Annotated in this window: 19 protein-coding genes; 7 read left to right on the top strand and 12 right to left on the bottom strand. The window is 73.1% G+C overall.

All coding sequences use genetic code 11. From position 1 onward, the window contains the following. Both LE181_RS27995 and LE181_RS28000 read right to left on the bottom strand, forming a co-directional pair. A partial coding sequence (locus tag LE181_RS27995; protein WP_225664297.1) for a radical SAM protein occupies nt 1-464 on the bottom strand: 464 nt, incomplete at its 3' end. Nucleotides 465-578: 114 nt separating this feature from the next. After that, nucleotides 579-1,436, bottom strand: coding sequence for a TIGR03619 family F420-dependent LLM class oxidoreductase (locus LE181_RS28000; RefSeq protein WP_225664298.1), 858 nt, complete (start codon nt 1,434-1,436; stop codon nt 579-581). Between the two features lie 178 nt (nt 1,437-1,614). Here LE181_RS28000 and LE181_RS28005 point away from each other — a divergent pair, with 178 nt between their 5' ends. Further along, nucleotides 1,615-3,129, top strand: coding sequence for a CehA/McbA family metallohydrolase (locus LE181_RS28005; protein ID WP_225664299.1), 1,515 nt, complete (start codon nt 1,615-1,617; stop codon nt 3,127-3,129). A gap of 4 nt (nt 3,130-3,133) precedes the next feature. Here the strand turns inward: LE181_RS28005 and LE181_RS28010 are convergent, their stop codons facing one another. The 8 genes from LE181_RS28010 to LE181_RS28045 all read right to left on the bottom strand — a co-directional run bounded on the left by LE181_RS28010 (nt 3,134) and on the right by LE181_RS28045 (nt 13,221). Next, complete coding sequence (locus LE181_RS28010; RefSeq protein WP_225664300.1) at nt 3,134-4,192, bottom strand: twin-arginine translocation signal domain-containing protein; 1,059 nt, start codon at nt 4,190-4,192, stop codon at nt 3,134-3,136. Between the two features lie 167 nt (nt 4,193-4,359). Next, the gene (locus LE181_RS28015) at nt 4,360-5,253 is read right to left on the bottom strand and encodes a sigma-70 family RNA polymerase sigma factor (protein ID WP_225664301.1); all 894 of its coding nucleotides are present in this window, start codon (nt 5,251-5,253) and stop codon (nt 4,360-4,362) included. Between the two features lie 64 nt (nt 5,254-5,317). Then, nucleotides 5,318-6,886 carry an APC family permease gene (locus LE181_RS28020; RefSeq protein ID WP_225664302.1) on the bottom strand — a complete coding sequence of 523 codons (1,569 nt, stop codon included), beginning with the start codon at nt 6,884-6,886 and terminating at the stop codon, nt 5,318-5,320. A gap of 194 nt (nt 6,887-7,080) precedes the next feature. Beyond that, the gene (locus LE181_RS28025) at nt 7,081-8,847 is read right to left on the bottom strand and encodes an N-acyl-D-amino-acid deacylase family protein (protein WP_225664303.1); all 1,767 of its coding nucleotides are present in this window, start codon (nt 8,845-8,847) and stop codon (nt 7,081-7,083) included. Nucleotides 8,848-8,990: 143 nt separating this feature from the next. Then, nucleotides 8,991-10,121, bottom strand: a complete 1,131-nt coding sequence (locus LE181_RS28030) for an LLM class flavin-dependent oxidoreductase (RefSeq protein ID WP_225664314.1) — start codon at nt 10,119-10,121, stop codon at nt 8,991-8,993. Nucleotides 10,122-10,243: 122 nt separating this feature from the next. Next, a complete protein-coding gene (locus tag LE181_RS28035) occupies nt 10,244-11,011 on the bottom strand; it encodes an SDR family NAD(P)-dependent oxidoreductase (protein WP_225664304.1) in 768 nt (255 codons plus the stop codon). Nucleotides 11,012-11,030: 19 nt separating this feature from the next. Next, on the bottom strand, nt 11,031-11,978 hold the full coding sequence (locus LE181_RS28040; protein ID WP_225664315.1) for a TIGR03619 family F420-dependent LLM class oxidoreductase: 948 nt from the start codon (nt 11,976-11,978) through the stop codon (nt 11,031-11,033). A gap of 22 nt (nt 11,979-12,000) precedes the next feature. Then, on the bottom strand, nt 12,001-13,221 hold the full coding sequence (locus LE181_RS28045; protein ID WP_225664305.1) for an amidohydrolase family protein: 1,221 nt from the start codon (nt 13,219-13,221) through the stop codon (nt 12,001-12,003). Nucleotides 13,222-13,375: 154 nt separating this feature from the next. Between LE181_RS28045 and afsR the strand changes: the two genes are divergently transcribed. The 3 genes from afsR (at nt 13,376) to LE181_RS28060 (ending at nt 17,595) form a co-directional block, all read left to right on the top strand. Next, complete coding sequence (gene afsR, locus LE181_RS28050) at nt 13,376-16,309, top strand: SARP-family global regulator AfsR (RefSeq protein WP_225664306.1); 2,934 nt, start codon at nt 13,376-13,378, stop codon at nt 16,307-16,309. Nucleotides 16,310-16,678: 369 nt separating this feature from the next. Continuing rightward, nucleotides 16,679-16,903: a hypothetical protein gene (locus tag LE181_RS28055; RefSeq protein WP_225664307.1), complete on the top strand. Its 225-nt coding sequence runs from the start codon at nt 16,679-16,681 to the stop codon at nt 16,901-16,903. A gap of 437 nt (nt 16,904-17,340) precedes the next feature. Then, entirely contained in the window at nt 17,341-17,595 is a 255-nt protein-coding gene (locus LE181_RS28060) for a hypothetical protein (RefSeq protein ID WP_225664308.1), read from the top strand. A gap of 209 nt (nt 17,596-17,804) precedes the next feature. On the opposite strand, the gene LE181_RS28065 is transcribed toward LE181_RS28060, so the two are convergent. After that, complete coding sequence (locus tag LE181_RS28065) at nt 17,805-19,508, bottom strand: AMP-binding protein (RefSeq protein ID WP_225664309.1); 1,704 nt, start codon at nt 19,506-19,508, stop codon at nt 17,805-17,807. Between the two features lie 111 nt (nt 19,509-19,619). Between LE181_RS28065 and LE181_RS28070 the strand changes: the two genes are divergently transcribed. The 3 genes from LE181_RS28070 to LE181_RS28080 are packed head-to-tail and all read left to right on the top strand — an operon-like array spanning nt 19,620 to nt 22,006. After that, a complete protein-coding gene (locus LE181_RS28070) occupies nt 19,620-20,771 on the top strand; it encodes a lipid-transfer protein (protein WP_225664310.1) in 1,152 nt (383 codons plus the stop codon). Between the two features lie 6 nt (nt 20,772-20,777). Then, entirely contained in the window at nt 20,778-21,242 is a 465-nt protein-coding gene (locus LE181_RS28075; RefSeq protein WP_225664311.1) for a Zn-ribbon domain-containing OB-fold protein, read from the top strand. Next, on the top strand, nt 21,239-22,006 hold the full coding sequence (locus LE181_RS28080; protein WP_225664312.1) for an enoyl-CoA hydratase/isomerase family protein: 768 nt from the start codon (nt 21,239-21,241) through the stop codon (nt 22,004-22,006). The genes LE181_RS28075 and LE181_RS28080 overlap by 4 nt, the downstream gene beginning before the upstream one ends. A 34-nt stretch (nt 22,007-22,040) precedes the next feature. Here the strand turns inward: LE181_RS28080 and LE181_RS28085 are convergent. After that, a partial coding sequence (locus LE181_RS28085; RefSeq protein WP_225664313.1) for an outer membrane protein assembly factor BamB family protein occupies nt 22,041-23,396 on the bottom strand: 1,356 nt, incomplete at its 5' end.

Below are 23,396 nucleotides of genomic sequence, written 5' to 3' on the forward strand. Positions count from 1 at the left end.
TCGTAGCCCTCGGCCTCCAGCCACTCGCGGGCCTCGGGCCAGCGCTCCTCGGGCTTGTCGCCGAGCGTGATCAGGGCTTCCTTGCAGCCCAGTTCGGCGCCGCGACGGGCGATGTCCAGGACCTCGTCGGGCGACATGAACATCCCGTGCCCGGCGCGGCGCAGCTTGCCGGGGACGGTGGCGAAGGTGCAGTAGTGGCACCGGTCGCGGCACAGCCGGGTGAGCGGGATGAAGACGCTCTTCGAGTAGGTGATGACACCGGGCCGGCCGGCCGCCTCCAGGCCGGCGTCGCGCACCCGGGCCGCGGACGCGCACAGGTCCGTCAGGTCGTCACCACGGGCGTGCAGGAGCACGGTGGCCTCGGCGACGTCCAGCGCGACGCCGTCACGGGCACGCTTGAGCGCACGCCGCATGGCATTGGCGGTCGGTGCAGCCTGTTCGGGTCGCTGTGCGCTCGAAGTCATTGCACGAGCATACGAGCGGACACCGACACCGCCAGGTACTGGAAGCTCCGGTTCCGTGTGCCTCTCGTCACGTCATACGGAGGCACCCTCCGGCCTGTTGCCGGGGCGCTGGGCCTACAGGAATTCGGCGTGCGCGTCCAAGGCCCGCAGCACCTCGGTCTCCGGCGCGGACGGCAGCGCCACGACGAGCTCCTCGATGCCCAGACCGGCGTAGTGCGCGAGCTTGCCGGCCGACGGGTGCACGGCGTACGGCACGACGTCCGGCTCCCCGGGGCGCCCCGCTTCCGTCCACACCCGGCGCAGCTCGGGCAGCGTCTCCCGCAGCCCGCTGCCACCCACCGGCATCCAGCCGTCCGCGTACTCGGCGATGTGCGCGAAGAGCTTCGGCCCGGCCGCTCCACCGATGAGCGTGCGCGGCCCGATCAGCGGCTCCGCCCCCTTGCGCTCGCGCGGCGGATGCACCGGCTTGGGGTGCGCCCAGCTCGCGCCGACGGCCTCGAACTCGCCCTCGTAGGACTTCGGTTCCCCGGACCACAGCGCCCTCATCAGCGCCATGCGGTCCCGCACCAGCGCACGGCGGGTGCTCCATTCCACGCCGTGGTCGGCGGCCTCCTCCACGTTCCAGCCGTAGCCGATGCCGAACGTGAACCGGCCACCGCTGAGGAAGTCGAGCGTGGCCACCTGCTTGGCCAGCACGATCGGGTCGTGCTGGGCGACCAGCGCCACGCCCGTCCCGACCACGATCCGGTGCGTGACCGCCGCGGCCTGGGCCAGCGCGACGAACGGGTCGACGGCACGTCCGTACTCGGGCGGCAGCGGATCGCCCGTCGGCGCCGGCGTGTCACGGCTGACCGGGATGTGGGTGTGCTGCGGCAGGAAGAGCCCGGCGAAACCGCGCTGCTCCAGCTCGCGGGCCAGCCGTACCGGGCTGATCGTCTCATCGGTGAGGAAGATCGTGGTGGCGATGCGCATGCGGGGGCACCTCCGTCGTGGCGTGGGACCACGGTATGCCCTGCGGTTCCACTTTCGCCCCCGCGACGAACAACCGACACACGACAGACGGACACACGGCCGACGGCACACGTTCCGCTGTGCGCCACCCGGGCGTACAACAGTGTCGCCGGGACACCTGCGAAGGGGGCACGGGCCGATGCACCGACGCGACGTACTCGCCACGGCGGCTGTCGCCGGGGCGGCATGTGTGCTTAACCTCGAAGGCGTGAGCTTCGCCCGCCCCGGCGGCCCGGAACGGGCCGGCGGCGAGGAGACCCGCAGGGTCACCGGCCGGCTGCCGGCCGGCGTCCCGGACTTCGTCCACCTCCCCGTGGAAGTACCGCCCGGAGTCCGCGAGATCGCCGTCGCGTACACCTATGACCGACCCGCCGTCCCCGCCGGCACCCTGGGCAACGCCTGCGACATCGGCATCTTCGACGAACGCGGCACGGAGCTGGGCGGCGCCGGCTTCCGGGGCTGGTCCGGGGGTGCCCGCACGGAGTTCGCCATCAGCGCCGAACGGGCCACGCCCGGCTACCTCCCCGGCCCCGTGCGGCCCGGCACCTGGCACGTCGTCCTCGGCCCGTACACCGTCGCTCCGCAGGGCATGGCCTACGAGGTCACGGTCACCCTGCGGTACGGGGCCCCCGGCGTGCCGCCGCGGCCCGTGTACCCGCCGCAGCGCGCCCGGGGACGGGGCCGCGCCTGGTACCGCGGCGACAACCACCTGCACAGCGTCCACTCCGACGGCAAGCGCACCCCGGCGGAGATCGCCGCCGCGGCGCGCGCAGCCGGTCTGGACTGGATCACGACGACGGAGCACAACACCACCTCTTCGCACGCCGCGTGGCAGGGACTGTGGGGCGACGACCTGCTCGTCCTCACCGGGGAGGAGGTCACGACCCGCAACGGCCACGTCCTGGCCCTGGGCACCGACCCGGGCGTGTTCATCGACTGGCGCTACCGGGCCCGCGACGACGCCTTCCGGCGTTTCGCCGGCAGAATCCGGCAAACGGGCGGACTCGTCGTCCCGGCCCACCCGTACGGCACCTGCGTCGGGTGCAACTGGAAGTTCGGTTTCGCCGAGGCTGACGCGGTCGAGGTCTGGAACGGCCCGTTCACCCCGGACGACGAGATGGCCGTCGCCGCATGGGACGCCCTGCTCGTGGCCTCCGCCCGTTCCGGTGAGCGGCGCTGGCTGCCCGCCATGGGCAACAGCGACGCCCACCGCGAGCCGCAGACCGTCGGCCTCCCCCAGACGGTCGTCCTGGCCGAGGACCTCTCACGCCCCGCCCTGCTGGCCGGCATCAGGGCCGGCCGCAGCTGGATCGCCGAGTCGGCCGCGGTCGGCCTGTCCTTCACCGTCACGGGCGGCCGTGGCGGACACGCGGGCATCGGCGAGCGGCTGTCCGTGGACGACGACACGGAGGTCACGGTGCGCCTGGCGGTGACGGGCGTGCCGGGCTGCTCGGCGTCCCTCGTCACGGACCAGGGCCGGGTGCTGACCGTCCCGGTCCTCGCGGACGGCCGTGTGGAGTGGCGCACGAGCCCCGCCCGCTCCGCGTACGTACGGGCGGAGGTCCGGCACCCTCCGGCCGACGGCGCCCCGGCCGACCTGCCGGGGGCCATGGCCGCGCTGACGAACCCGGTGTTCCTCGGGCGTCGGTGGTGAACGGTTACAGGCGCGGCGCCCGGGCCAGGGGGTGCACGGAGCCGGGGCTGCCGGCGAACACACGGCTGCTGGTGGCGATCATGTTGGCGGGGCCGCCGGCCACCGTCCAGAAGGTGCCCTCGCCGCTGTAGCGGTAGACGCCGTCCCTGTTGGGGGTGAGGCCGTAGACCGTGTCGTGCGCCACGGCGAACATCGCGCCCGGGCCGCCGATGGCCCGCCACTTGTGGGGGCTGCCGAGGTAGCGCCAGATGTTGCCGCCGGGATCCGTGGCGACCAGCCCCCAGTCCCCGCCGTACAACTCCTGGGCGTCGTTGCCGATCCACTCCCAGTCCATCCCGTCGCCCTTGTAGCGGTAGACCCGCTTCCGATCGGGGGTCAGCCCGTAGACCGACTCGTCGGTCACGGCGAACGTCGCGCCCGCCGAGCCGATCTCCCGCCAGTCGTTGGGGCTGCCGAGGTACTGGAACAGGGCCCCGGTCGTCGGGTCGTTCGCCACCAGACCCCAGGTGCCGCCGAAGATGCGGCTCGCCGCGGTGCCCACCTGTGTCCACGAGGTGCCCGTACCGTCGTACCGGAACACAGCGTTCCTGGTCGGGGTGAGCCCGTAGAACCCCTCCGCGGTGACGGCGAACGTCGCGCCCGGACCGCCGATGCGGTCCCAGGCCGCTCCCAGCCCGTCGGGGTTCTCGAAGGTCATGCGGAGACGGAACACCTCGCCGTGCGGCGGCATGGTGGCCAGCAGCCCCAGCTGTCCGCCGAACAGCCGGATGATGGGCACGCGGCTGATCTGGCTCCAGGAGGTTCCGGATCCGTTGTACCGGTAGGCCCGGAGCCGGTCCGGGGTCAGCGCGCAACACGTCGACGGCGAGGCCGGTATCAGAGGACCGGCCCGCGCCTCCTGGCGTGCTGCTTCGGCGGGCGGGAGAGGAAGGCCGCCGGTCGCCAGTCCCGCGGCCGCCACCGTGACGCCCAGGGAACGGGTGAGGAAGGACCGGCGTGTCGGGTCGGTGGACTCGTCGCGTCCAGGGTGCTGCCGCGCCCCGGGCTCCCTGGAACTGATCATCGTCTGTCCTCCCGCCGGTAGTGCTTCGGGGCAGGTCGTTCGATCGGAGCATCAGCAGGGTGAGCCGACGCCAGCATGGCACACCTCCGGACCGACGGCGCGCCGACGGCGGTACGCGGCGGCCCGGGCCCCGTTCCTCTCCGGGGCCCGGGCCGCACACGGGTGGATCAGCCGTCGAGGACGCTCAGGTCGATCCGGGCGAGCCGCTCGGGGTCGGTGAGGATGTCGAGGGCCGTGATCCGGCCACCCTGGATCGTGAACGCCATGAGGGACACCGCACGGCCGTCCGCGAGGGCGAGCACGCCGGGCGTGCCGTTGACGAGGACCGGGCGTCCGGCCTCCGCGAACCGGGCGAAGGTGATCGCCTGCGAGGCCACCTCGGAGGCACCGCGGCGGAACACGCTCGGGCGCAGGGTGCCGCCGTCGGAGCGGGCCACGACCTCGGGGTCGAGGACGGCGAGGAGCGCGTCGAAGTCGCCGCCGCGCGCGGCGCTGAGGAAGGCGTCCACGACCTGCCGCCGGTGGGCGAGGTCGGTGTCGGGGGCGGGTGCGCCGCCCTGGACGCGACGGCGGGCGCGGCTGGCGAGCTGCCGGGTGGAGGCGGGCGTACGGCCCAGCACGGGAGCGATCTCGTCGAAGGGGACGGCGAACAGGTCGTGCAGGACGAACGCGAGCCGCTCGGCGGGGGCGAGGGTCTGCAGGACGACCATGAGGGCGATGCCGACCGAGTCGGCCACGAGTGCCGCGTGCTCGGGGTCCATGCCGCGGGCGCTGCTGACGACGGGGTCGGGCAGCCGGACCTGCCCCTCCTGGTCGTACAGCGGCTCCTCGCGCCGCGTGGTGCGCGAGCGCAGCATGTCCAGGCACACCCGGCCCACCACGGTGGTCAGCCAGCCGCCCAGGTTCTGCACCTCGGAGACGTCCGAGCGGCTCAGTTTCAGCCACGTCTCCTGGACGGCGTCCTCCGCCTCGCTGAGCGAGCCCAGCATGCGGTAGGCGACCGCGCCGAGATGAGGGCGGTGTTCCTCGAAACGCCCGGCCAGCAAATCCTTCTCGCTCACTTGCCACGTCCCCCCGTGATGATCCGTCAGTGCTGTCACGGACCTTAACCGGGCGGTGCGCCGGTCAGTTCGGGGGCTGCAGCGTCGGCGTCGAACGGGTCAGCACCTCGCCCCGGAAGAATGCCGGGCTGCGTCGCCGCATCAGCTCCATGAGCACCGCACCGGCGAGCAGCAGGCCCACGCCGATCACGAACACGGAGCCGACCCCGAACACCGCGCTGCCGCTGCCGTACTCCGGGTCCCACATGTCGTAGAGGGTCTTGCAGAAGACGGCGGCCAGCAGCAGCCCTCCCATGAGCGGGAAGACGCCTTTGAAACACGCGTCCCGCAGCGATCTGCGCAGCTCTGCGCGGAAGAACCACGCACACGCGAACGCCGTGATCGAGTAGTAGAAGCAGATCATCAGACCCAGCGCGTAGACCGTGTCGATCAGCACGTTCTCGCTGAGGAAACTCATGACCGCGTAGAAGACGCCGGTGGCCGCTCCGGCCGCGATCGTGGCGCGGCCCGGCGACTTGAAGCGGGGGTGGATGCGCGCGAACGACGGCGGCAGTGCTTGGTAGGCGCTCATCGCCAGCACCGTCCGCGCCACCGGCAGGAACGTGGTCTGCAGGCTGGCGGCGGCCGAGGCGAGGACCGCCACGAACAGCAGCACGCCCAGAGCCTTGCCCATGACGGGTCCGGCGAGTGCGGCGAAGACGTTGCCGGCGGTGTCGGGGTTGCCCAGGCCGGTGCCCTCGTCGCCGACGCCGGCGAACATCTGGGCGGCGACGGCGGTCAGCAGGTACGAGCCGACGAGCACGACCATGGCCAGCAGCGCGGCCCGCCCGGGGGTCTTCGCACTGCCCTCGGTCTCCTCGTTGACCGTCAGACAGGCGTCCCAGCCCCAGTACATGAAGATGGACAGGGAGAGGCCCGCCGTGAAGGCGCTGAAGGACTCGACGCCGAAGGGGTTCAGCCACGTCCAGGAGAAGCCGACGGAGCCCGCGAGCCCGCCGGTGGACGCCTTGGACAGGGCCATCGCGACGAAGACGGCCAGCACGGCCAGCTGTAGCCCCACCAGCGCGTACTGCACGCCCTTGGTGGCGGTCATCCCGCGGTAGCTGACGGCCGTCGCGACGGCGATGAAGGCGAGGCACGTCGCGACGTGCACCACCCGGTCGTCGTCGAGGGCCGCGATCCGGCCGCTGCCGGTGAGTTCGCCCAGCAGCAGGTAGAAGAAGGAGGTCGCGACGCCCGCGAGGTTCGAGAGCACGATGATCGTCGCGATGACCAGTCCCCAGCCGCACATCCAGCCGATCCGGGGACCGAAGGCCCGCACGGTCCAGGTGAAGGACGTGCCGCAGTCGGGCAGGGCGGCGTTCAGCTCGCGGTAGGCGAAGGCCACCAGCAGCATCGGGAGGAAGCCCGCGAGGAAGACGGCGGGCATCTGCACTCCGACCTGGCCGACGGTCGGGCCGAGGGTGGAGGTCAGGCAGTAGACGGGCGCGACGGTGGAGATCCCGATGACGGCGCTGCCCAGCAGGCCGACGGAATTGCCGCTGAGTCCCTTGGTGCGCACTTCTCCGGCGTCGCTGCCCGCAACGCTCATTACCGTGTCTCCGGCCCGTGGCCGCGGATGTACCTGAACCATGGCGAGGACGTTAGGCGCTGCTGTTTCCGCATCCGGAGGATTTCCTTCCGATGCAGCTACCTTGAACACTCCCACCCGCAGCGGGACTTGACCTTGCAAACAAAGCCGACGCCGACGTTACGCCAGGTAACACCAAGGAGGAAGTGCTTCACCCATCGCTGCGAGAACCGCAGCCCCACCCCTTTTGTCCCGGTTCAAATTTTTCCCGTGGCCACCGTCTCCGTGTCCCGCCCCGAGCGCAGCACCCGCCCCGGCACCGCCCCCGTGACCACGTCGTGGCGGATGGCCTCCACCCCGTTCACGCGCACACTCACCACCCCCACGGCCCGGGAGTCCAGGCGGGCTCCGCCGCCCGGCAGGTCGTGCACCAGGGTCGCCGCGCCCGCGTCGATCCGCTCCGGGTCGAAGAGCACCAGGTCGGCGTGCCAGCCCTCGGCGATCCGGCCCCGGCCGCGCAGCCCGAACAGCCGGGCCGGCTCGTCGCTCAGCATCCGTACGGCCCGCTCCAGCGGGACCAGCCGCCGTCCGCGCAGGCAGTCGCCGAGGAAGCGCGTCGTGTAGGGGGCCCCGCACATGCGGTCCAGGTGGGCGCCCGCGTCGGAGCCGCCGAGCAGGACGTCCTCGTGGTCCCAGGCCCGGCGGCGCAGCTCCCAGCTGGCGGGGTCGTTGTCCGTGGGCATGGGCCACAGGACCGTCCGCAGGTCGTCGGCGGCGCAGATGTCGACCAGTGTGGCGAAGGGGTCCGTGCCGCGCTCGGCGGCGATGTCGCGGACGACGCGGCCGGTCAGGCCCTCGTTCTCCGGGGCGTAGGTGTCGCCGATGACGTAGCGGCCGAAGTCGGTGAGGCGGCGGAAGCCTGCCGCCCGGGGGCTCGCCGCGCCGCTCAGCATCCGGTCCCGTACCGCCGCATCGCGCAGCAGGGCGATGCGTTCGGGCACCGGCAGCCCGAGGACCTCGCCCCAGCCGGGCAGGAGGTTGAGTGCGCAGAAGGTGCCCAGCGACATGTTCATGGGCGTGAGGATCGGCATGGTCAGGGCGACGATCCGGCCGCCGGCCCCGCGGGCGCGCTCGCTGGCGGCGAGCTGGTGCGGGACGCGTCCGGGGGCGGCGGACTCGATGGTGAGGACGTTCCAGTTCAGCGGCCGTCCGGCGGCGGAGGTGAGCGCGACCAGGAGGTCGGCCTCCTCCTCGGTGAACCGGTCCAGACACCCGGTCACGATGGCCTCCAGCTGGGTGCCCTCGTGCTCGCCCACGGCGTGCGCGAGGGCGAGGAGTTCGCCGGGCAGGGCGTGGCGGGAGGCGACGGGGTTGCCGTCGCCGTCGGAGTGGGTGGTCGACCGGGTCGTGGACAGGCCCCAGGCGCCGGCGTCCATGGCGTCGTGCAGGAGGGCCGTCATCCGCCGCAGCTGGCTCTCGTCGGGCGTGCCACCGACGGCGGCCGGGCCCATGGCGTAGCGGCGCAGCGCGCAGTGCCCGACCATGAAGGCGGCGTTGACGGCCGTCCGTCCGTCGAGCGCGTCGAGGTAGTCGCCGAAGGACGACCAGCTCCAGGGGGCGCCCTTTTCCAGGGCCTCCAGCGAGATGCCTTCGACCTTGCTCATCATCCTGCGCGTGTAGTCGGCGTCCGCCGGCCGTCCGGGGTTGAGCGGGGCGAGGGTGAAGCCGCAGTTGCCGCCGACGACGGTGGTGACGCCGTGGCTCAGGGAGGGGGTGGCGCAGGGGTCCCAGAAGAGCTGCGCGTCGTAGTGCGTGTGCGGGTCGACGAAGCCGGGGGTGAGGACGAGCCCGCGGGCGTCCTCCTCGGTGCGGGCCCTGGCGCCGACCCGGCCGCCCGCCTTGACCCCGGCCGCGGCCCGGTCGACGACCGCTATCCGCCCGTCCCGTATGCCGACGTCGGCGACGTAGGACGGGGCTCCGGTGCCGTCGACGACGGTGGCGCGGCGGATCAGGTGGTCCAGCACGGTCGGGTCCTCTCGCTCGGCGACGCGTCACCCCACTCGGTGGACCCGTCGCGAAGTCGTCGGTCCGGGACACGGGACGTACGGCGTGCGGGGCCGGGGCGGCGACCCGGGAGGCGCCGCCCCGGTGCGGGGGGGCCGCCGGCTCAGGCCCGCGCGGCGGCCTGGCGGTAGCGCGTGGTGCGGTGGACCGGATCGGTGTCGATCTTCGGGATGACGTGCTCGCCGATGAGGCGGATCGTGCGCAGGGTGTCCTCGTAAGGGATGCCGATGGGCAGCCCGAAGGACAGCTGGTCGGCGCCGGCCTGCTCCCAGCGTTTGCACTGCCGGAAGACCTCGTCGGGGTCGCCGCAGATCATCAGCTCCTCCGCGATCAGCAGCTCGATGATCTCCTCCGTGTACTCCGGCAGCAGCTCGGGCCACTCGGGGATGCCGTCGGGGCGCGGGAAGGTGTCGTGGTAGCGGAAGAGCAGCGACTGCAGGTAGTGGAGGCCGCCGCGGGCCGCCACGGCAACGGCCTCCTGGTGCGTCTCGGCGCAGATGGCGGTGGAGGTGACCATCACGTTGTCGTTGACGAAGTCGCCGACCGCCCGGGCCGACGCGATGGCCGTCTTGTACGAGTCGACGACCCATTCCATGTCCGAGACCTTCTGCACGCTGAAGCCGAGGACACCCAGCCCCTTGCCGGCCGCCATCGCGTACGAGGAGGGCGACCCGGCGGCGTACCACATGGCGGGGTGGGACGGCCCGTACGGCTTGGGCAGGATCCTGCGCGGCGGCAACGACCAGTACGTGCCGGAGAAACCGCCGTACTCCTCCTCCCGCCACATCCGGGGGAACTCGGCGATCGTCTCCTCCCAGATGTCCTTCGTGACGTTCATGTCGGTCACGCCCGGCAGGAAGCCGAGGATCTCGTGGCTGCCCGCACCGCGGCCGGTGCCGAACTCGAAGCGGCCGCCGGAGAGGTGGTCGAGCATGGCGGCCTTCTCGGCGACCTTGGCGGGATGGTTGACCTGCGGGAGCGGGTTGAAGATGCCGGAACCGAGGTGGATGCGCTCGGTGGCGTGGGCGAGGTAGCCGAGGAAGACGTCGTTGGCGGACAAGTGCGAGTACTCGTGCAGGAAGTGGTGCTCGGACGCCCAGGCGTACTTGAAGCCCGCCCGGTCCGCCTGGATGACGTATTCGGTTTCCTCCATCAGCGCGTGGTGCTCGGCCTGCGGGTCGGTGCGCGATCGGCTCGCCGGTACGTAGCCCTGTACGAAGATCCCGAATTCCACGGAGGTCACCGCCGCCTTCCAAGGTTTCTGACGTAGTGTCAGATAAGGATGAGGTGACTCTGGCACCGGGCCCCTGGACCGTCAAGGGCGCGGTGGGGCCGGCCCCGGCCGCCCGGGCGGCCCTACGCCGGGGGCAGCGGCGTTCCCGCGAGCCAGCCGCCGTCCACGACGAACGGCTGCCCGGTGACGTACGAGGAGTCGTCGCAGGACAGGAACAGCGCCACCCGCGCCATCTCCTCCGGCCGCCCGACCCGTCCCAGGGGCACGAGCTTCCCGAAGTACGCGTCCATCTCCTCCCGGGTCAGCTTCCCGCCGGGATTGGTCATGGGGGTGTCCACGCCGCCCGGGCACAGGGCGTTGACGCGGATGCCCTGACCGGCCAGTTCCAGCGCCGCCACCCGGGTCATGGCCACGACCGCGGCCTTCGTCGCCGCGTAGGCGACGAGCGAGGGCAGGCCCGACAGCGCGGCGTAGGAGGCGGTGTTGACGATCGTGCCGCCGCCGGCCGCCGCCAGCTCGGGTGCCGCCGCCCGCATCCCCAGGAAGGGGCCGGTCTGGTTGATCCGCACCACCTCCTCGTACATGGCCGGCGAGGTCTGCGTCAGAGCGCAGCGGGGTGCGATCCCGGCATTGTTGACCAGCCCGTCGAGTTTGCCGAACGTCCTCTTGGTGAAGGCGAGAGCCTCGGCCCAGCCGGCTTCTTCGCCCACGTCCAGATGGACGTAGCGGGCGGCGCTGCCGATCTCCTCGGCGAGCCTCTGCCCGTCGTCGTCCCTGACGTCGGCCAGGACGACCCGGGCGCCCTCGGCCGCGAAGAGCCGTGCCTCCTGTGCGCCCTGGCCGCGGGCAGCGCCCGTGATGAGCACGACGCGGCCGTCCAGCTTGCCCATGTGCTTCCCCTCCGCGCGTCTAGAGGTGCAGGTGCGGTGCCACGTCGGCGGCGAAGGCCGCCATCTGGTCGAGGAGCTCGGTGACGTCCCGGCTGCGGAACCGCACCTGGATCTGGTCGGCACCCATCTCCCCGTACGCGCGCAGCGACGCGGCCAGCTCCTGTGCGTCGCCGGTCAGCGTGCGCGGGCCCGGGTCCCAGCCGGGCCCGCCGACGTACAGCGGCTCGGCGATGGCGCCCACGGCGAACGGGCCGGTCCGTCCGGCCTCCTCGCGCAGCCGCCGCAGGTGCGCGATCCGTCCCGGCAGCCGGTCGCGCGCATCGCCCTGGGACAACCAGCCGTCGCCCCGCTGCGCTGCCCGGCGCAACGCGGCGGGCGAGGAGCCGCCCACCCACAGCGGCGGGCGGGGCGTGCGGGCGGGACGCGGGGCCTGGCCCAGGCCGTGGAAGGCGAACCGGTCACCGCGGAAGGCGGGGAACTCCTCCGGTCCGAGGGCCGCCTTCAGGGCGTCGACGGTCTCGTCCAGGAGCGCGCCGCGCCGCCCGAAGTCGACGCCCAGCGCCTCGAACTCCTCCCGTACGTGCCCCGCGCCCACGCCGAGGACCAGCCTGCCGCCCGCGAGCCGGTCGACCGTCGCGTACTGCTTCGCCGTGAGCAGGGGGTGCCGCAGCGCGGCGACGGCGACGTGGCTGAGCAGCAGGACGCGTTCGGTGACGGCGGCGAGGTGGGCGAGGGTGGCCACCGGGTCGTACCAGACGGTGCCCATGGCGGCCGCGAGCCGCCGCGGCACGGCCACGTGGTCGCAGGTGGCCACGTAGGCGAAGCCGAGGCGGTCCGCGGCCCGGGCGGTCTCCCGCAGCTCGGCGGGGCCCGCCGTGGCCTCCCAGGGCTCGGTGAAGAGCGTGGACTGCGCCTGCACGGGCAGCTGCAGCCCGTACGACAGCCTGCCCTCGGGCAGCACCCGCAGGCCGCGCGGTGGCCCGCCGGGGTCAGGCACCGGGCCAGAGCCCGTCGGGGGTGAGCCCGAGCAGCTCGATGGCGTTGCCGCGCACCAGGCGCTCGACGGTGGCGGGGTCCAGGTGGGCCATCTGTTCCTCGGCCACCTCCCGCGACCTGGGCCAGGTGGAGTCGGAGTGCGGGTAGTCGGTCTCGTAGAGGACGTTGCGGGCGCCGATGGCGTCGAGGTTGCGCAGGCCGAAGGAGTCGTCGAAGAAGCAGCCGTACACGTGCCGGGAGAACAGCTCGGACGGCGGGCTGAGCACCTTGTCCGCCACGCCGCCCCAGCCGCGGTTCTCCTCCCACACCGTGTCCGCGCGCTCCAGGAGGTACGGAATCCAGCCGATCTGTCCCTCGGCATACATGATGCGCAGGCCGGGGAAGCGGTCGAAGATGCCCGACATCAGCCAGTCGGCCAGCGAGAAGCAGCAATTGGCGAAGGTGAGGGCGGAGCCGACGGCCGGCGGCGCGTCCGCCGAGGTGGACGGCATCCGGGAGGAGGATCCGATGTGCATGGCGACGACGGTCCCGGTCTCCTCGCACGCGTGCAGGAAGGGATCCCAGTCCTCGCTGTGCACCGACGGCAGGCCGAGGTGGGGCGGTATCTCGGAGAAGCACACGGCACGCACGCCACGGGCGGCGTTGCGCCTCACCTCGTCGGCGGCCAGGCGCGCGTCCCACAGGGGGACGATCGCGAGCGGGATCAGCCGGCCGTGCGCGGCCGGACCGCACCACTCCTCGACCATCCAGTCGTTGTAGGCACGCACGCACAGCAGGGCCAGCTCGCGGTCCGCCGCCTCGGCGAAGGTCTGGCCGCAGAAGCGCGGGAACGTGGGGAAGCAGAGCGCGGACTGGACGTGGTTGAGGTCCATGTCGGACAGGCGCTCGGGAACGCTGTACGACCCCGGCCGCATCTGCTCGTAGGTGATTCCTTCGAGCCGGATCTCGTCCCTGGAGCATCCAACGGCGGTATCCAGCCGCGTGAGGGGACGGAACAAATCCTCATAGACCCACCAGTCCGCCACCGGTCCGTCGTCACCCGGGGCGCCCATGACGGGCGCGAAGCGCCCGCCGGCGAAGGTCATGCCCTTGACCGGGGCCCTGACGATGCGGGGCCCGACGTCGTGGAATTTCGCCGGAAGCCGGTTCCGCCAGACGTCGGAGGGCTCGACCGTGTGGTCGTCCACCGAGATGATCTTGGGGAAGCTCGCCATGGCCGACACGGTAGCGCCGTACTGACGGTTCGTCAGCAACATGAGCGGACGCCCCCTGGCAGAGCGTGCGGAGAGGCCGGACCCCTGCTGACGCAGAGGCCCTGAACAAGGCAGACTGGCCGGTGCGACCGAGCAGGACAGGCAGGGGGTCACGATGGCCGGCGACACAGGGCACGGGCAGCAGCTGCGCTTCACCGTGCTCGGGCCCGTCCGCGCCTGGCGCGGAGACGAACCGCTCCACACCGGATCGCCCCAGCAGCGGGCCCTGCTCGCCGCCCTGCTGCTGCGCGGCGGACGCACAGCCACCGCACCCGAGCTCGTCGACGCCCTGTGGGGCGAGGAACCCCCGCACGCGGCCCTCGCCGCCCTGCGCACGTACGCCAGCCGGCTGCGCAAGGCGTTCGGCCCCGCCGCCGACGCGCTCGTCAGCGAGTCCGGCGGCTACGCGATACAGGTGGGGCTCGGCGGCCTGGACATCGACACCGCCGAGCGACTGGCCGCCGACGCCGACAAGGCCCGCGGCGCGGGCGACCGCTGCCGCGCCCGCGACCTGATGAACGAGGCGCTCGCCCTGTGGGACGGCGAACCGCTGGCGGGCCTGTCCGGCCCGTACGCCGACACCCAGCGCGCCCGCCTGGACGAGTGGCGGCTCACGCTCCTGGAGACCCGGCTCGACCTCGATCTCGAAGTCGGCTGCCACGCGGAGGCCGTCTCCGAGCTCACCGCGCTGACCGCCGCCCACCCGTTGCGCGAGCGGCTGCGCGAGCTGCTGATGGTCGCCCTCTACCGCAGCGGCCGCCAGGCCGAGGCCCTGGCCGTCTACGCCGACACCCGGCGGCTGCTCGCCGACGAGCTGGGCGTCGACCCCTGCCCCGAGCTCTCCGAGCTCCAGCAGCGCATCCTCAACGCCGACGCCGACCTCAACGTCCACTTCTCCACCTCCGACCGGCCCACCGCCGGCCCCACCTTCATCCGGCCCGCGCAGCTGCCGGCGACCGTCTCCGACTTCACCGGCCGGGCCGCCTTCGTCGACGAACTCAGCGACCAGCTGGCGACGGCCGAGGGCCGCGTGATGGCCGTCTCAGCGGTGGCGGGCATCGGCGGCGTGGGCAAGACGACGCTCGCCGTGCACGTCGCCCACGCCGCCCGGCACCACTTCCCCGACGGCCAGCTCTACGTCGACCTGCAGGGCACCGGGCCCGTGGTCGTCGAGCCGGAGGCCGTGCTGGGCGCCTTCCTCAGGGCCCTCGGAGTGCCTGATTCCGGCATTCCGGAGGGGGTCGAGGAGCGGGCCGCGCTCTTCCGGTCCACCCTCGACGGCCGCCGGGTCCTGGCCCTGCTGGACAACGCCCGCGACGCCGCCCAGGTCCGGCCCCTGCTCCCGGGCAACGAGGGCTGCGCCGCCCTCGTCACCAGCCGCTCCCGCATGGTCGACCTCGCCGGAGCACACCTGGTCGACCTGGACGTGATGAGCCCCGAGGAGGCGCTCGTCCTGTTCACCCGCATCGTCGGCGCCGAACGGGTCGGCTCCGAGCGCGACGCCGCCATGGACGTCGTCGCCGCCTGCGGCTTCCTGCCGCTCGCCATCCGCATCGCCGCCTCCCGGCTGGCCGCCCGCCGCACCTGGACCGTCTCGGTGCTGGCCCGCAAGCTCGGCGACGAACGGCGCCGCCTGGACGAGCTGCGCGCGGGCGACCTGGCCGTCAAGGCCACCTTCGAGCTCGGCTACGGCCAGCTGGAGCCCGGCCAGGCCCGCGCCTTCCGCCTCCTCGGCCTCGCCGACGGCCCCGACATCTCGCTCGCCGCCGCGGCCGCCCTGCTCGACCTCGGCCCCGACGACACCGAGGAACTGCTGGAGTCGCTGGTCGACACCTCGCTCCTGGAGTCCGCCGCCCCGGGCCGGTACCGCTTCCACGACCTCGTACGCCTCTACGCGCGTTCGTGCGCCGAGCGCGACGAACAGCCGCCCGCCGAGCGGGACGCGGCCATGTCGCGACTGCTGGACTTCTACCTGGCGACGACGGCGGGCGTGTACGTCCTGGAACGCCCCGGCGACCAGCTCCTCGCCCATCTGACGCCGACCACCCACCCGGGGCTGACCTTCACCGACCGCACGGCGGCCGGCGACTGGCTGTTCGCCGAGGCCGGCTGCCTGCTGGCCTGCGTGCGCCAGCACGCAGGCGCCAGCGGCGACACGCTGCGGCGCGCGGTCGACCTGCTGCTGGCCGCGAAGGACCTGGCCGAGTCCGGCGCCTACTCCCGCCAGTACGAACAGGCCGCCGGGGCCCTGCTGGCCACCGCCCGGGCGACCGGCGACGCCCGCGCGGAGGGCCGTGCCCGGACCGTGCTGACCCACGTGCACAACTGCGCGGGCCGGTTCGACCAGGCCGACGAGCAGGCCCGGCACGCCGTCCTCCTCGGGCGCGCGCACCAGGACCCCATCCCCTGCTGCTACGCCGCCAACAACCGCGGCATCACCGCCATGTACCAGCACCGCCACGAGGACGCCGAGGCGTACATCGGCCAGGCGCTCGCCGCCTTCCGTGCCGACGGCAACAAGCCCGGCGAGGCCAGCGCGCTGTGCAACCTCTCCCGCGCCCATCTGGCCACGGGGCGGATCCAGTCGGCCGTGCACCTCGCCGAGCAGGGGATCGCCCTCTACCGCGAGTCCAACGTCTCCTGGCGCCTCGCCAACGCCCTGTACGCCTACGGCGTCGCCCTCACCCAGGCCGGGCGCCACGAGGAGGCCATGGCACGGCTCGCCGAGGCCCTGCCGGTCTTCCGGGACAACCGGCAGCGGCTGTGGGAGGGCATGACCCTCTTCCGCATGGCCGAACTCTTCCTCGCCATGCACGAGCCCGCCAAGGCGGCGACCCACGCCGAGCAGGCGCTGGCCCAGTTGCGCGGCATCGGCGGCGAATGGCGGCGCGCGAACATCCTGACCGTCCTGGGCCGGTCCCTGGACGTGTTCGGGCAGTCGGGCCGCGCGCACGCCTGCTGGACGGAGGCGCTGGCCATCTTCGACCAACTGGGCGCGGCGGAGGCGGCCGAAGTACGCGGCCTGCTGGCCCCGGTGGCGGCGGCGTAGGGCCGGGACGCGAGGGCGGCACATTCCCTGGAGGGACTTCGTGCTGCCCTCGCACGGGCTCCGCGGGGCCGCGTGGGCCCATAGTGGGGACGGGCCCGGCGAGGCCGCATACGGGCGGCAACCGGCCCCGGTAGCGCCCGGAAAACCCTGTCACGTGCCCGTTCATCGATCGTTTATCGCGACCCGCCAATCTAAGGGATGTCGATCCGTCGCGTCGGGGGGCAGGCGGGTCGTAGGTGAGCGAGCCCTCACCTCTAGGGTGAACAGCCCTATGCCCGTCCGGCGGTCCTCGGGGGAATCGCCGGGCGGGTTCTGCAATCACCCCATCAGCCTGAACGACTCGCACTGACCATCATCGGAGTTGACACCATGAGCGATGACACGAAGCTCAAGCCGCCCGTCGTTGCCAAGCCGCAGGACGACCACGTGACGGACCTCCCGCTGAGTGCGGCGAAGCTGGGAGACGGCACGGCCACCCCCCAGGACGACCACGTGACGGGCGAGCCGTCGCTCACGCTGAAGGACGACCACGTCACCGACGTTCCGGCGTTCGTGATGCAGGACGACCACGTGACGACCGAGAAGCCCTTCTGACCCAACCGGTACGTGCGCAGGGGAGCTTCCGCCAGACATCGGCCGGAAGCTCCCGGACCGCACCGCCTCTCCGGGGTGAACGGGAGCACGGGGGAACCACCTCGGGGAAGACCGACGGGGAGCTCGACGGGGGAAACGCACGGGGGGCCCGCCGGTAGCACGCACAAGGGACACGGCCCTTCAGGGGGAGGGACGAAGGGCACGGTCCAACGGGGGATCAGCACCACCGGGGGCGGACACACGTCCGAAGGCCCATAGCGGGGGGACCGCCAGGGGCCGGCGCCGACGGCATGGAGGGGGAGCCGTCGGTGCCGGCCCCTGCGGCTGCCCGAAAGTTTTCGGCCGAACGCCGTACGCCACCGCGGCGCACCGGTACGTTCGCCGACAAAGCACCACTGACGACCCACGCATCACGACCCCCGATCAGAGGAGCAGCGATGAAAACCACGATGACGGACCACGGCTCGGCCCGCGGCTCGAAGGCACTCGTCGTCCTCGGCCTCGCCACGGCTGCGGCCATCATCGGCGCGGTGCCGGCGATTGCCGACGACCACTCGACCTCCACCGCCCTGCAGTCCCCGCCGGTGGCCGGGAAGATATTCGACGACCACTCCACCGGCGTCCTCGCCCACCTCAACGGCGGAGCCGACGACCACAGCACCACCGTCGACAAGACCCTGCGCCTCACCTGACCGCGCCCAACGGCAGCGCCGCCAGGGCGGCGCTGCCCGGGGGCCGGCACCCCCGCGCACGAGCGCGGCTGGGAACCGGGCGGTGGCCCGGTGCGGGCGCCCGGGCCCGGCGGCGCCAGCGAGCGGGAGAGGGCGGGCAGCATGCAGGAGCCGGCGACCCCCGCCCGCCCGGTGCCCCTCCCGTCCAGCACAGCACCGCGGCATCCGCGCTATGACGGGCCCGCGTCCTCGCCGCACCGGCCGGTACGGGCGTCCCGCTCGCGCAAGAGCCCCTTGCGCACCTTTCCCGACGCGTTGCGGGGCAGCTCCGTCACGAACTCCACTGCGCGCGGCACCTTGTAGTTGGCCATTTCCCGTCGCGCCCAGGCGATCAGCTCGTCCGCCGTGACGTCCGCGCCGGCCTCGCCCCCACTCCTGGTCCGCCGCACGGCGAACGCCTTGCCGACCTCACCGAGCCGCGCATCCGGCACCCCGACGACGGCGACCTCCGCGATGCCCGGATGCCGTGCCAGGACCAGTTCGATCTCGGCGGGGTAGGCGTTGAAGCCGCCCACGATGAACATGTCCTTCACGCGGTCGGTGACGCGCAGATTGCCGTCGGCATCCAGCACGCCGACGTCACCCGTGCGCAGCCACCCATCGGCCCCCAGCACCTGCGCCGTGGCCTGCGGGTCCTCGAAGTAGCCGGACATCACCTGGTACCCCCGCACCAGGATCTCGCCGGCCTCCCCGGGCGCCGCCGCGGCCCCGTCGGGGCCGGCCACCCGGAGCTCGGTGTCCGGGATGGCCCGGCCCGACGTACCCGCGACGACCTCCGCCCGGTCACCGCGCCGGCACATCGTGACCACTCCGGTCGCCTCGCTCATGCCGTAGGCGGTCAGCACCGTGGGGATCGCCAGCTCGCCCCGCAGCCGGTCGATCAGCAGCCGGGGCACGACCGCCGCCCCCGTCACGACCACCCGCAGCGACGAGAGGTCGTACGCCGCCCGGGCCGGGTGGTCCAGGAGCGCCTGCAGGAGCGTGGGCGGGCCGGGCAGGACCGAGATGCGTTCGGCCGCGATGCGGGCCGGCACGGACTCCGGGGTGAAGACGGGCTGCGGGACCATCGTCGCGCCACGCATCACCGAGGCGATGACCCCCGCCTTGTAACCGAAGGTGTGGAAGAACGGGTTCACGATCAGATAGCGGTCTCCTTCCCGCAGTCCGGCCAGCTCGCCCCAGACCCCGTACGCACGCAGCGTCTGGGCGTGGGTGATGACGGCGCCCTTGGGCGCGCCCGTGGTGCCCGAGGTGAAGAGGATGTCCGAGGCCGCGCCGGGCGCGACGGCCCCGGCCCGGGCCCGTACGGCGGTGCCCGGCACGGCGTCCCCGGCGGCGAGGAACTCCTTCCAGGTACGGAAGTCCGCAGGTGCGGCGTCCGCCAGGACGACGACGTCCCGCAGATGCGGCAGCCCGGACAGCGGCCCCGCCCCCGGCACGGCCCGCGGCCCGCCCCCTTCCCCCGCCGCACCGCCGGGGACGGCACGTCCGGCGGCGCTGCGCAGCGCCGCCACGTAGGAGGTGCCGAGGAAGGTACCGGTGACGAAGAGCAGCCGGGCCCGTGTGCGCGCCAGCACCTGGACCGCCTCGGACCCCTTGAAGCGGGTGTTGACCGGGACGAGCACGGCGCCGGCGGTGACGGCGCCGAGGGCGGAGACGATCCAGTCCAGCGTGTTCGGCGCCCAGACCGCGACCCGGTCGCCGGGCTCCACCCCGGTGGCGAGGCACGCGGCGGCTGCCCGCTCGACCTGCTCCCCCAGCTGCCGGTAGGTGATCCGGACCCGGCCGTCGACCACCGCCTCGCGCTCCGCGTACCGCTCGGCAGCCGTGCGGACGAGAGCGGGTATCGAGCCGAATTCCAGGTCACCGCGCATCGCATGCCCTCTTCCGCCCCGGGCCGGCCCGCCCTCCGGCGAGCTAGCTGACGGCACGTCAGATTAGCGATAGCCTTCCGCGCTGTCAGCACCGACAGCACGGAGGTGGCGATGACGGCAACACTCAAGGACACCACTGCGATCGTCGGCATTGGCCAGACCCCCTTCTCCCGCCAACTCGCCGCATCCGAAAGGCGCTTGGCCTGCCAGGCCGTCCTGGCCGCCCTGGACGACGCCGGCATCTCCCCCTCCCACGTGGACGCCTTCGCCTCGTACAGCATGGAGACCACCGACGAGGTCGAGATCGCCAAAGCCATCGGCGCAGGTGACGTGACCTTCTTCTCCCGCGTCGGCTACGGCGGGGGCGGCTCCTGTGCGACCGTCGCCCACCTCGCCGCCGCCCTCACCACCGGCCAGGCGACCGTCGGCGTCGCATGGCGCTCACGCAAGCGCGGCTCGGGCCCCCGCCCCTGGCGCGACACCCGGGTCCAGCTGCCCGTACCCGGACAGTGGACCCGTCCGTATGGACTGCTCCGCCCGGCCGACGAGATCGCCATGCTCGCCCGCCGTTACATGCACGAGTACGGCGCGACGCGCGACCACTTCTTCAACGTCGCCCTGGCCTGCCGCAACCGCGCCAACCAGAACCCCGCCGCGATGATGTACGGGCGCCCGCTGACCCGCGACACGTACATGACCTCCCGCTGGATCAGTGAGCCGCTGTGCCTCTTCGACAACTGTCTGGAGACGGACGGCGCGCTGGCGTGTGTCGTCGTCGCCGCGGAGCGCGCCCGCGACTGCCGGCACCGCCCGGTCTATGTGCACTCGGCCGCCCAGGGCCTGCCGCCCCAGCACCACGGCATGGTCAACTACTGGGCGGACGACCCACTGGCCGGCCCCTCCTGGGCCGCCGGCCGGCAGCTGTGGAAGACGGCTGACTTCGGCCCCGCGGACGTCGACGTCGCGCAGATCTACGACGCGTTCACTCCGCTCATTCCCCTCTCGCTCGAAGGCTATGGCTTCTGCGGCCGCGGCGAGGGCGCGGCCTTCTCCGAGGACGGCGCCCTCGAACTCGGCGGCCGGCTTCCGGTCAACACCGCCGGCGGCGGTCTCAGCGAGGCTTACGTCCATGGCTTCAACCTCATCAACGAGGGTGTCCGGCAGCTCCGCGGCACCTCCACCGCGCAGGTGCCCGGCGCCTCGACCTGCCTGGTCACGGCAGGCGAGGGCGTCCCCACTTCAGCACTGCTGCTGAGGAGTTGAGTGCTCATGTCCTCCATGATGAAGGGCACCACTGACAACGGCCTGCTGCTGCCCGTACCGGACGAGGACGGGCAGCCCTTCTGGGACTTCGCCGCCCGCGGTGAGCTGCGCGTTCAGGGTTGCACCGACTGCCGCTGGCTCCGCTTCCCGCCCCGGCCCTGCTGCCCGCACTGCCGGTCCTTCGCCGCCGAGTGGCGCCGGATGTCCGGGCGCGGCCGCATCTGGTCGTACGTCCTGCCCCACCCGCCCCTCCTGCCCGGCTACGCAGAGCTGGCCCCGTACAACGTCATCGTCGTCGAGCTCGCGGACGCCCCGGGCATCCGCCTCGTGGGCAATCTCGTCGCCCACGCCGACGCCCCGCTCGGCTCCGCCGATCCGGCCGGCCTGCGGATCGGCGCGCCCGTCGAGGTCGCCTTCACGGAGATCGCCCCCGGCATCACCGTCCCCCGCTGGCTGCTGGAGCGCCCGTGACCCTGCGCATGGAACGGCGCCCGGACGGCGTCGCCCTCCTCACTCTCGACCGCCCCGAGCGGCACAACGCCATCGACCTGGCCACCGCCGGGCAACTGGAGGATGCCTGGCGGGAGTTCCGCCGGGACGACTCGGTACGGGCCGTCGTGCTCACCGGCGCCGGCGACCGTGCCTTCTGCACGGGCATCGACCGCACCGCCGACGTTCCGCAGCCGGGCTCGCCGTACTCGGTGGACGACCCCCTGCGCACCGTCGGTCCCAAGGCCGCCGACCTGTGGAAGCCCGTCATCGCTGCGGTCGGGGGCATGGCCTGCGGCGGGGCGTTCTACCTCCTGGGCGAGTCCGACTTCGTCGTCGCCTCCGAGAACGCGTCCTTCTTCGACCCGCACACGACCTACGGCATGGTCAGCGCGTACGAGTCCGTGCACATGGCCCAGCGCATGCCGCACGGCGAGGCCGCCCGGATGGCCCTGATGGGGTCGGCGGAGCGCCTCTCGGCGCGCCGGGCGTACGAGATCGGGCTGGTGTCGGAGCTGACCCCGCCCGGCGAGGCCACGGCCGCAGCCCTGCGCGCCGCCACCGTCATCGCCTCGTATCCCACCGCACCGGTCCAGGGCACGGTCCGCGCCCTGTGGGCGGCCCGGGAGGCCGCCGCCGCACACGCGACGGCCCTGGCTCCCCACCTGGTCTCCCTGGGCAACCTCTCCGTGGCGGACCAGCAGGCGCGCTTCGCGTCACGCACGCACGACTACCGGCTGCGGTGAGGGGCGGACCGGTGCCGCGCACCGGTCCGCACGGTCAGCGCCGTGACTGCCCGGTCCCCTTGGCGGCGTCCAGCGCGTACACGCAACGGTCCTTGCTGCAGGCGTACACCACGCCGCCGGCGGCCACCGGCGAGCCCGTGATCTCACCGCCCGTGGCGAGCTTCCACCGCAGCTGCCCCCCGGCGGCGTCCACCGTGTAGAGGCAGTGGTCCGCGGACCCGAAGTGCACCCGTCCGTCGGCGACGACGGGCGCGCCGATGATGTCGCCGCCAGCGGCGAACCGCCACTTGGGGGTGCCCGTGACCGCGTCCAGCGTGTACAGCGCACCTCCGCTGCCCAGGTGCACGGCGCCGGCCGCGACGAGCACCGGCTCCGTGGACTGGCGGGCCTCCGTCGCTATGCGCCAGCGGTCGCGGCCGGTCGCCGCGTCCAGGGCGTAGACCGTGCCCAGGTAGTCGGCGATGTACACGCCGCCGCCCGTGACGGCGGGGCCGGAGGCGAACGCGGGCGGGCTCAGGAAGACCGCCGGCGCCTCGAAGCGCCAGCGCACGTCCCCGCGCGCCACGTCGATGGCCAGCACGCGCGTCCCGGCCGCGACGTAGACCATGCCGTCGGGCGCGGACAGCAGCCGTACGGGCACGCCTCCGCAGGACGCCGCGTCGCCCACGGGGTAGGACCAGCGCTCCACGCCCGTACGGGCCTCCAGCGCGCGCAGGCGCGCGTCGGCCCAGACGTACACCGTGCCGTCGTGGACGACGGGACCGCAGTCGGGGGTCTCGAAGTCGGTCTGGGCGCCGCTCATCTCCCACAGCAGCTCACCGTTGGCGGCTTCCCACGCCTGGACGCCACCGCCGCGCGTGCCCGTGACGATCGTTCCCCGGTCGGCCTTGAGGGAGTACACCCAGCCGTCCGTGGCCAGGCGCCACCGCTCCGCCCCGTCACCGGCGTCCAGCGCGTAGAGCGTCGGACCGTCGGAGGCGTGTATGCGCCCGTCGGCGACGGCCATCGCCCATGCCACGTCACGGGTCTTGAACTGCCGTCGACCGCTGCCCACGTCGAGGGCGTGCACCTCGAAGGAGGTGACGTAGAGCAGGTCGTCGGAGACGACGGGAGTGCCCCAGACGTCGTTGGACATGCGGAACCGCCAGGGGCGCCAGCGCCCCGGGTCGCTCTGGGCGCCGGTCGCGCCGTCGGGCGTCGGCACCGGTGCGCTCGCCTGGCCGGGGACGGCGGCGGCCGATGCCCCCGCCGGGGGCCGTACCCACCCGGTGGTGGGGCCGGTGCCCGTCCGGCCGTGCGACTCGCGGCCGTCGGCGACGCGCGGCCCGGGCCCGATGGGCACCTGCGACCCGGCCAGCCGTACGGTCCCGTCGGGCGCCGCCGCGGCGGG

It is taken from the genome of Streptomyces sichuanensis, assembly GCF_020328095.1.
GTDB lineage: Bacteria > Actinomycetota > Actinomycetes > Streptomycetales > Streptomycetaceae > Streptomyces > Streptomyces cinnamoneus.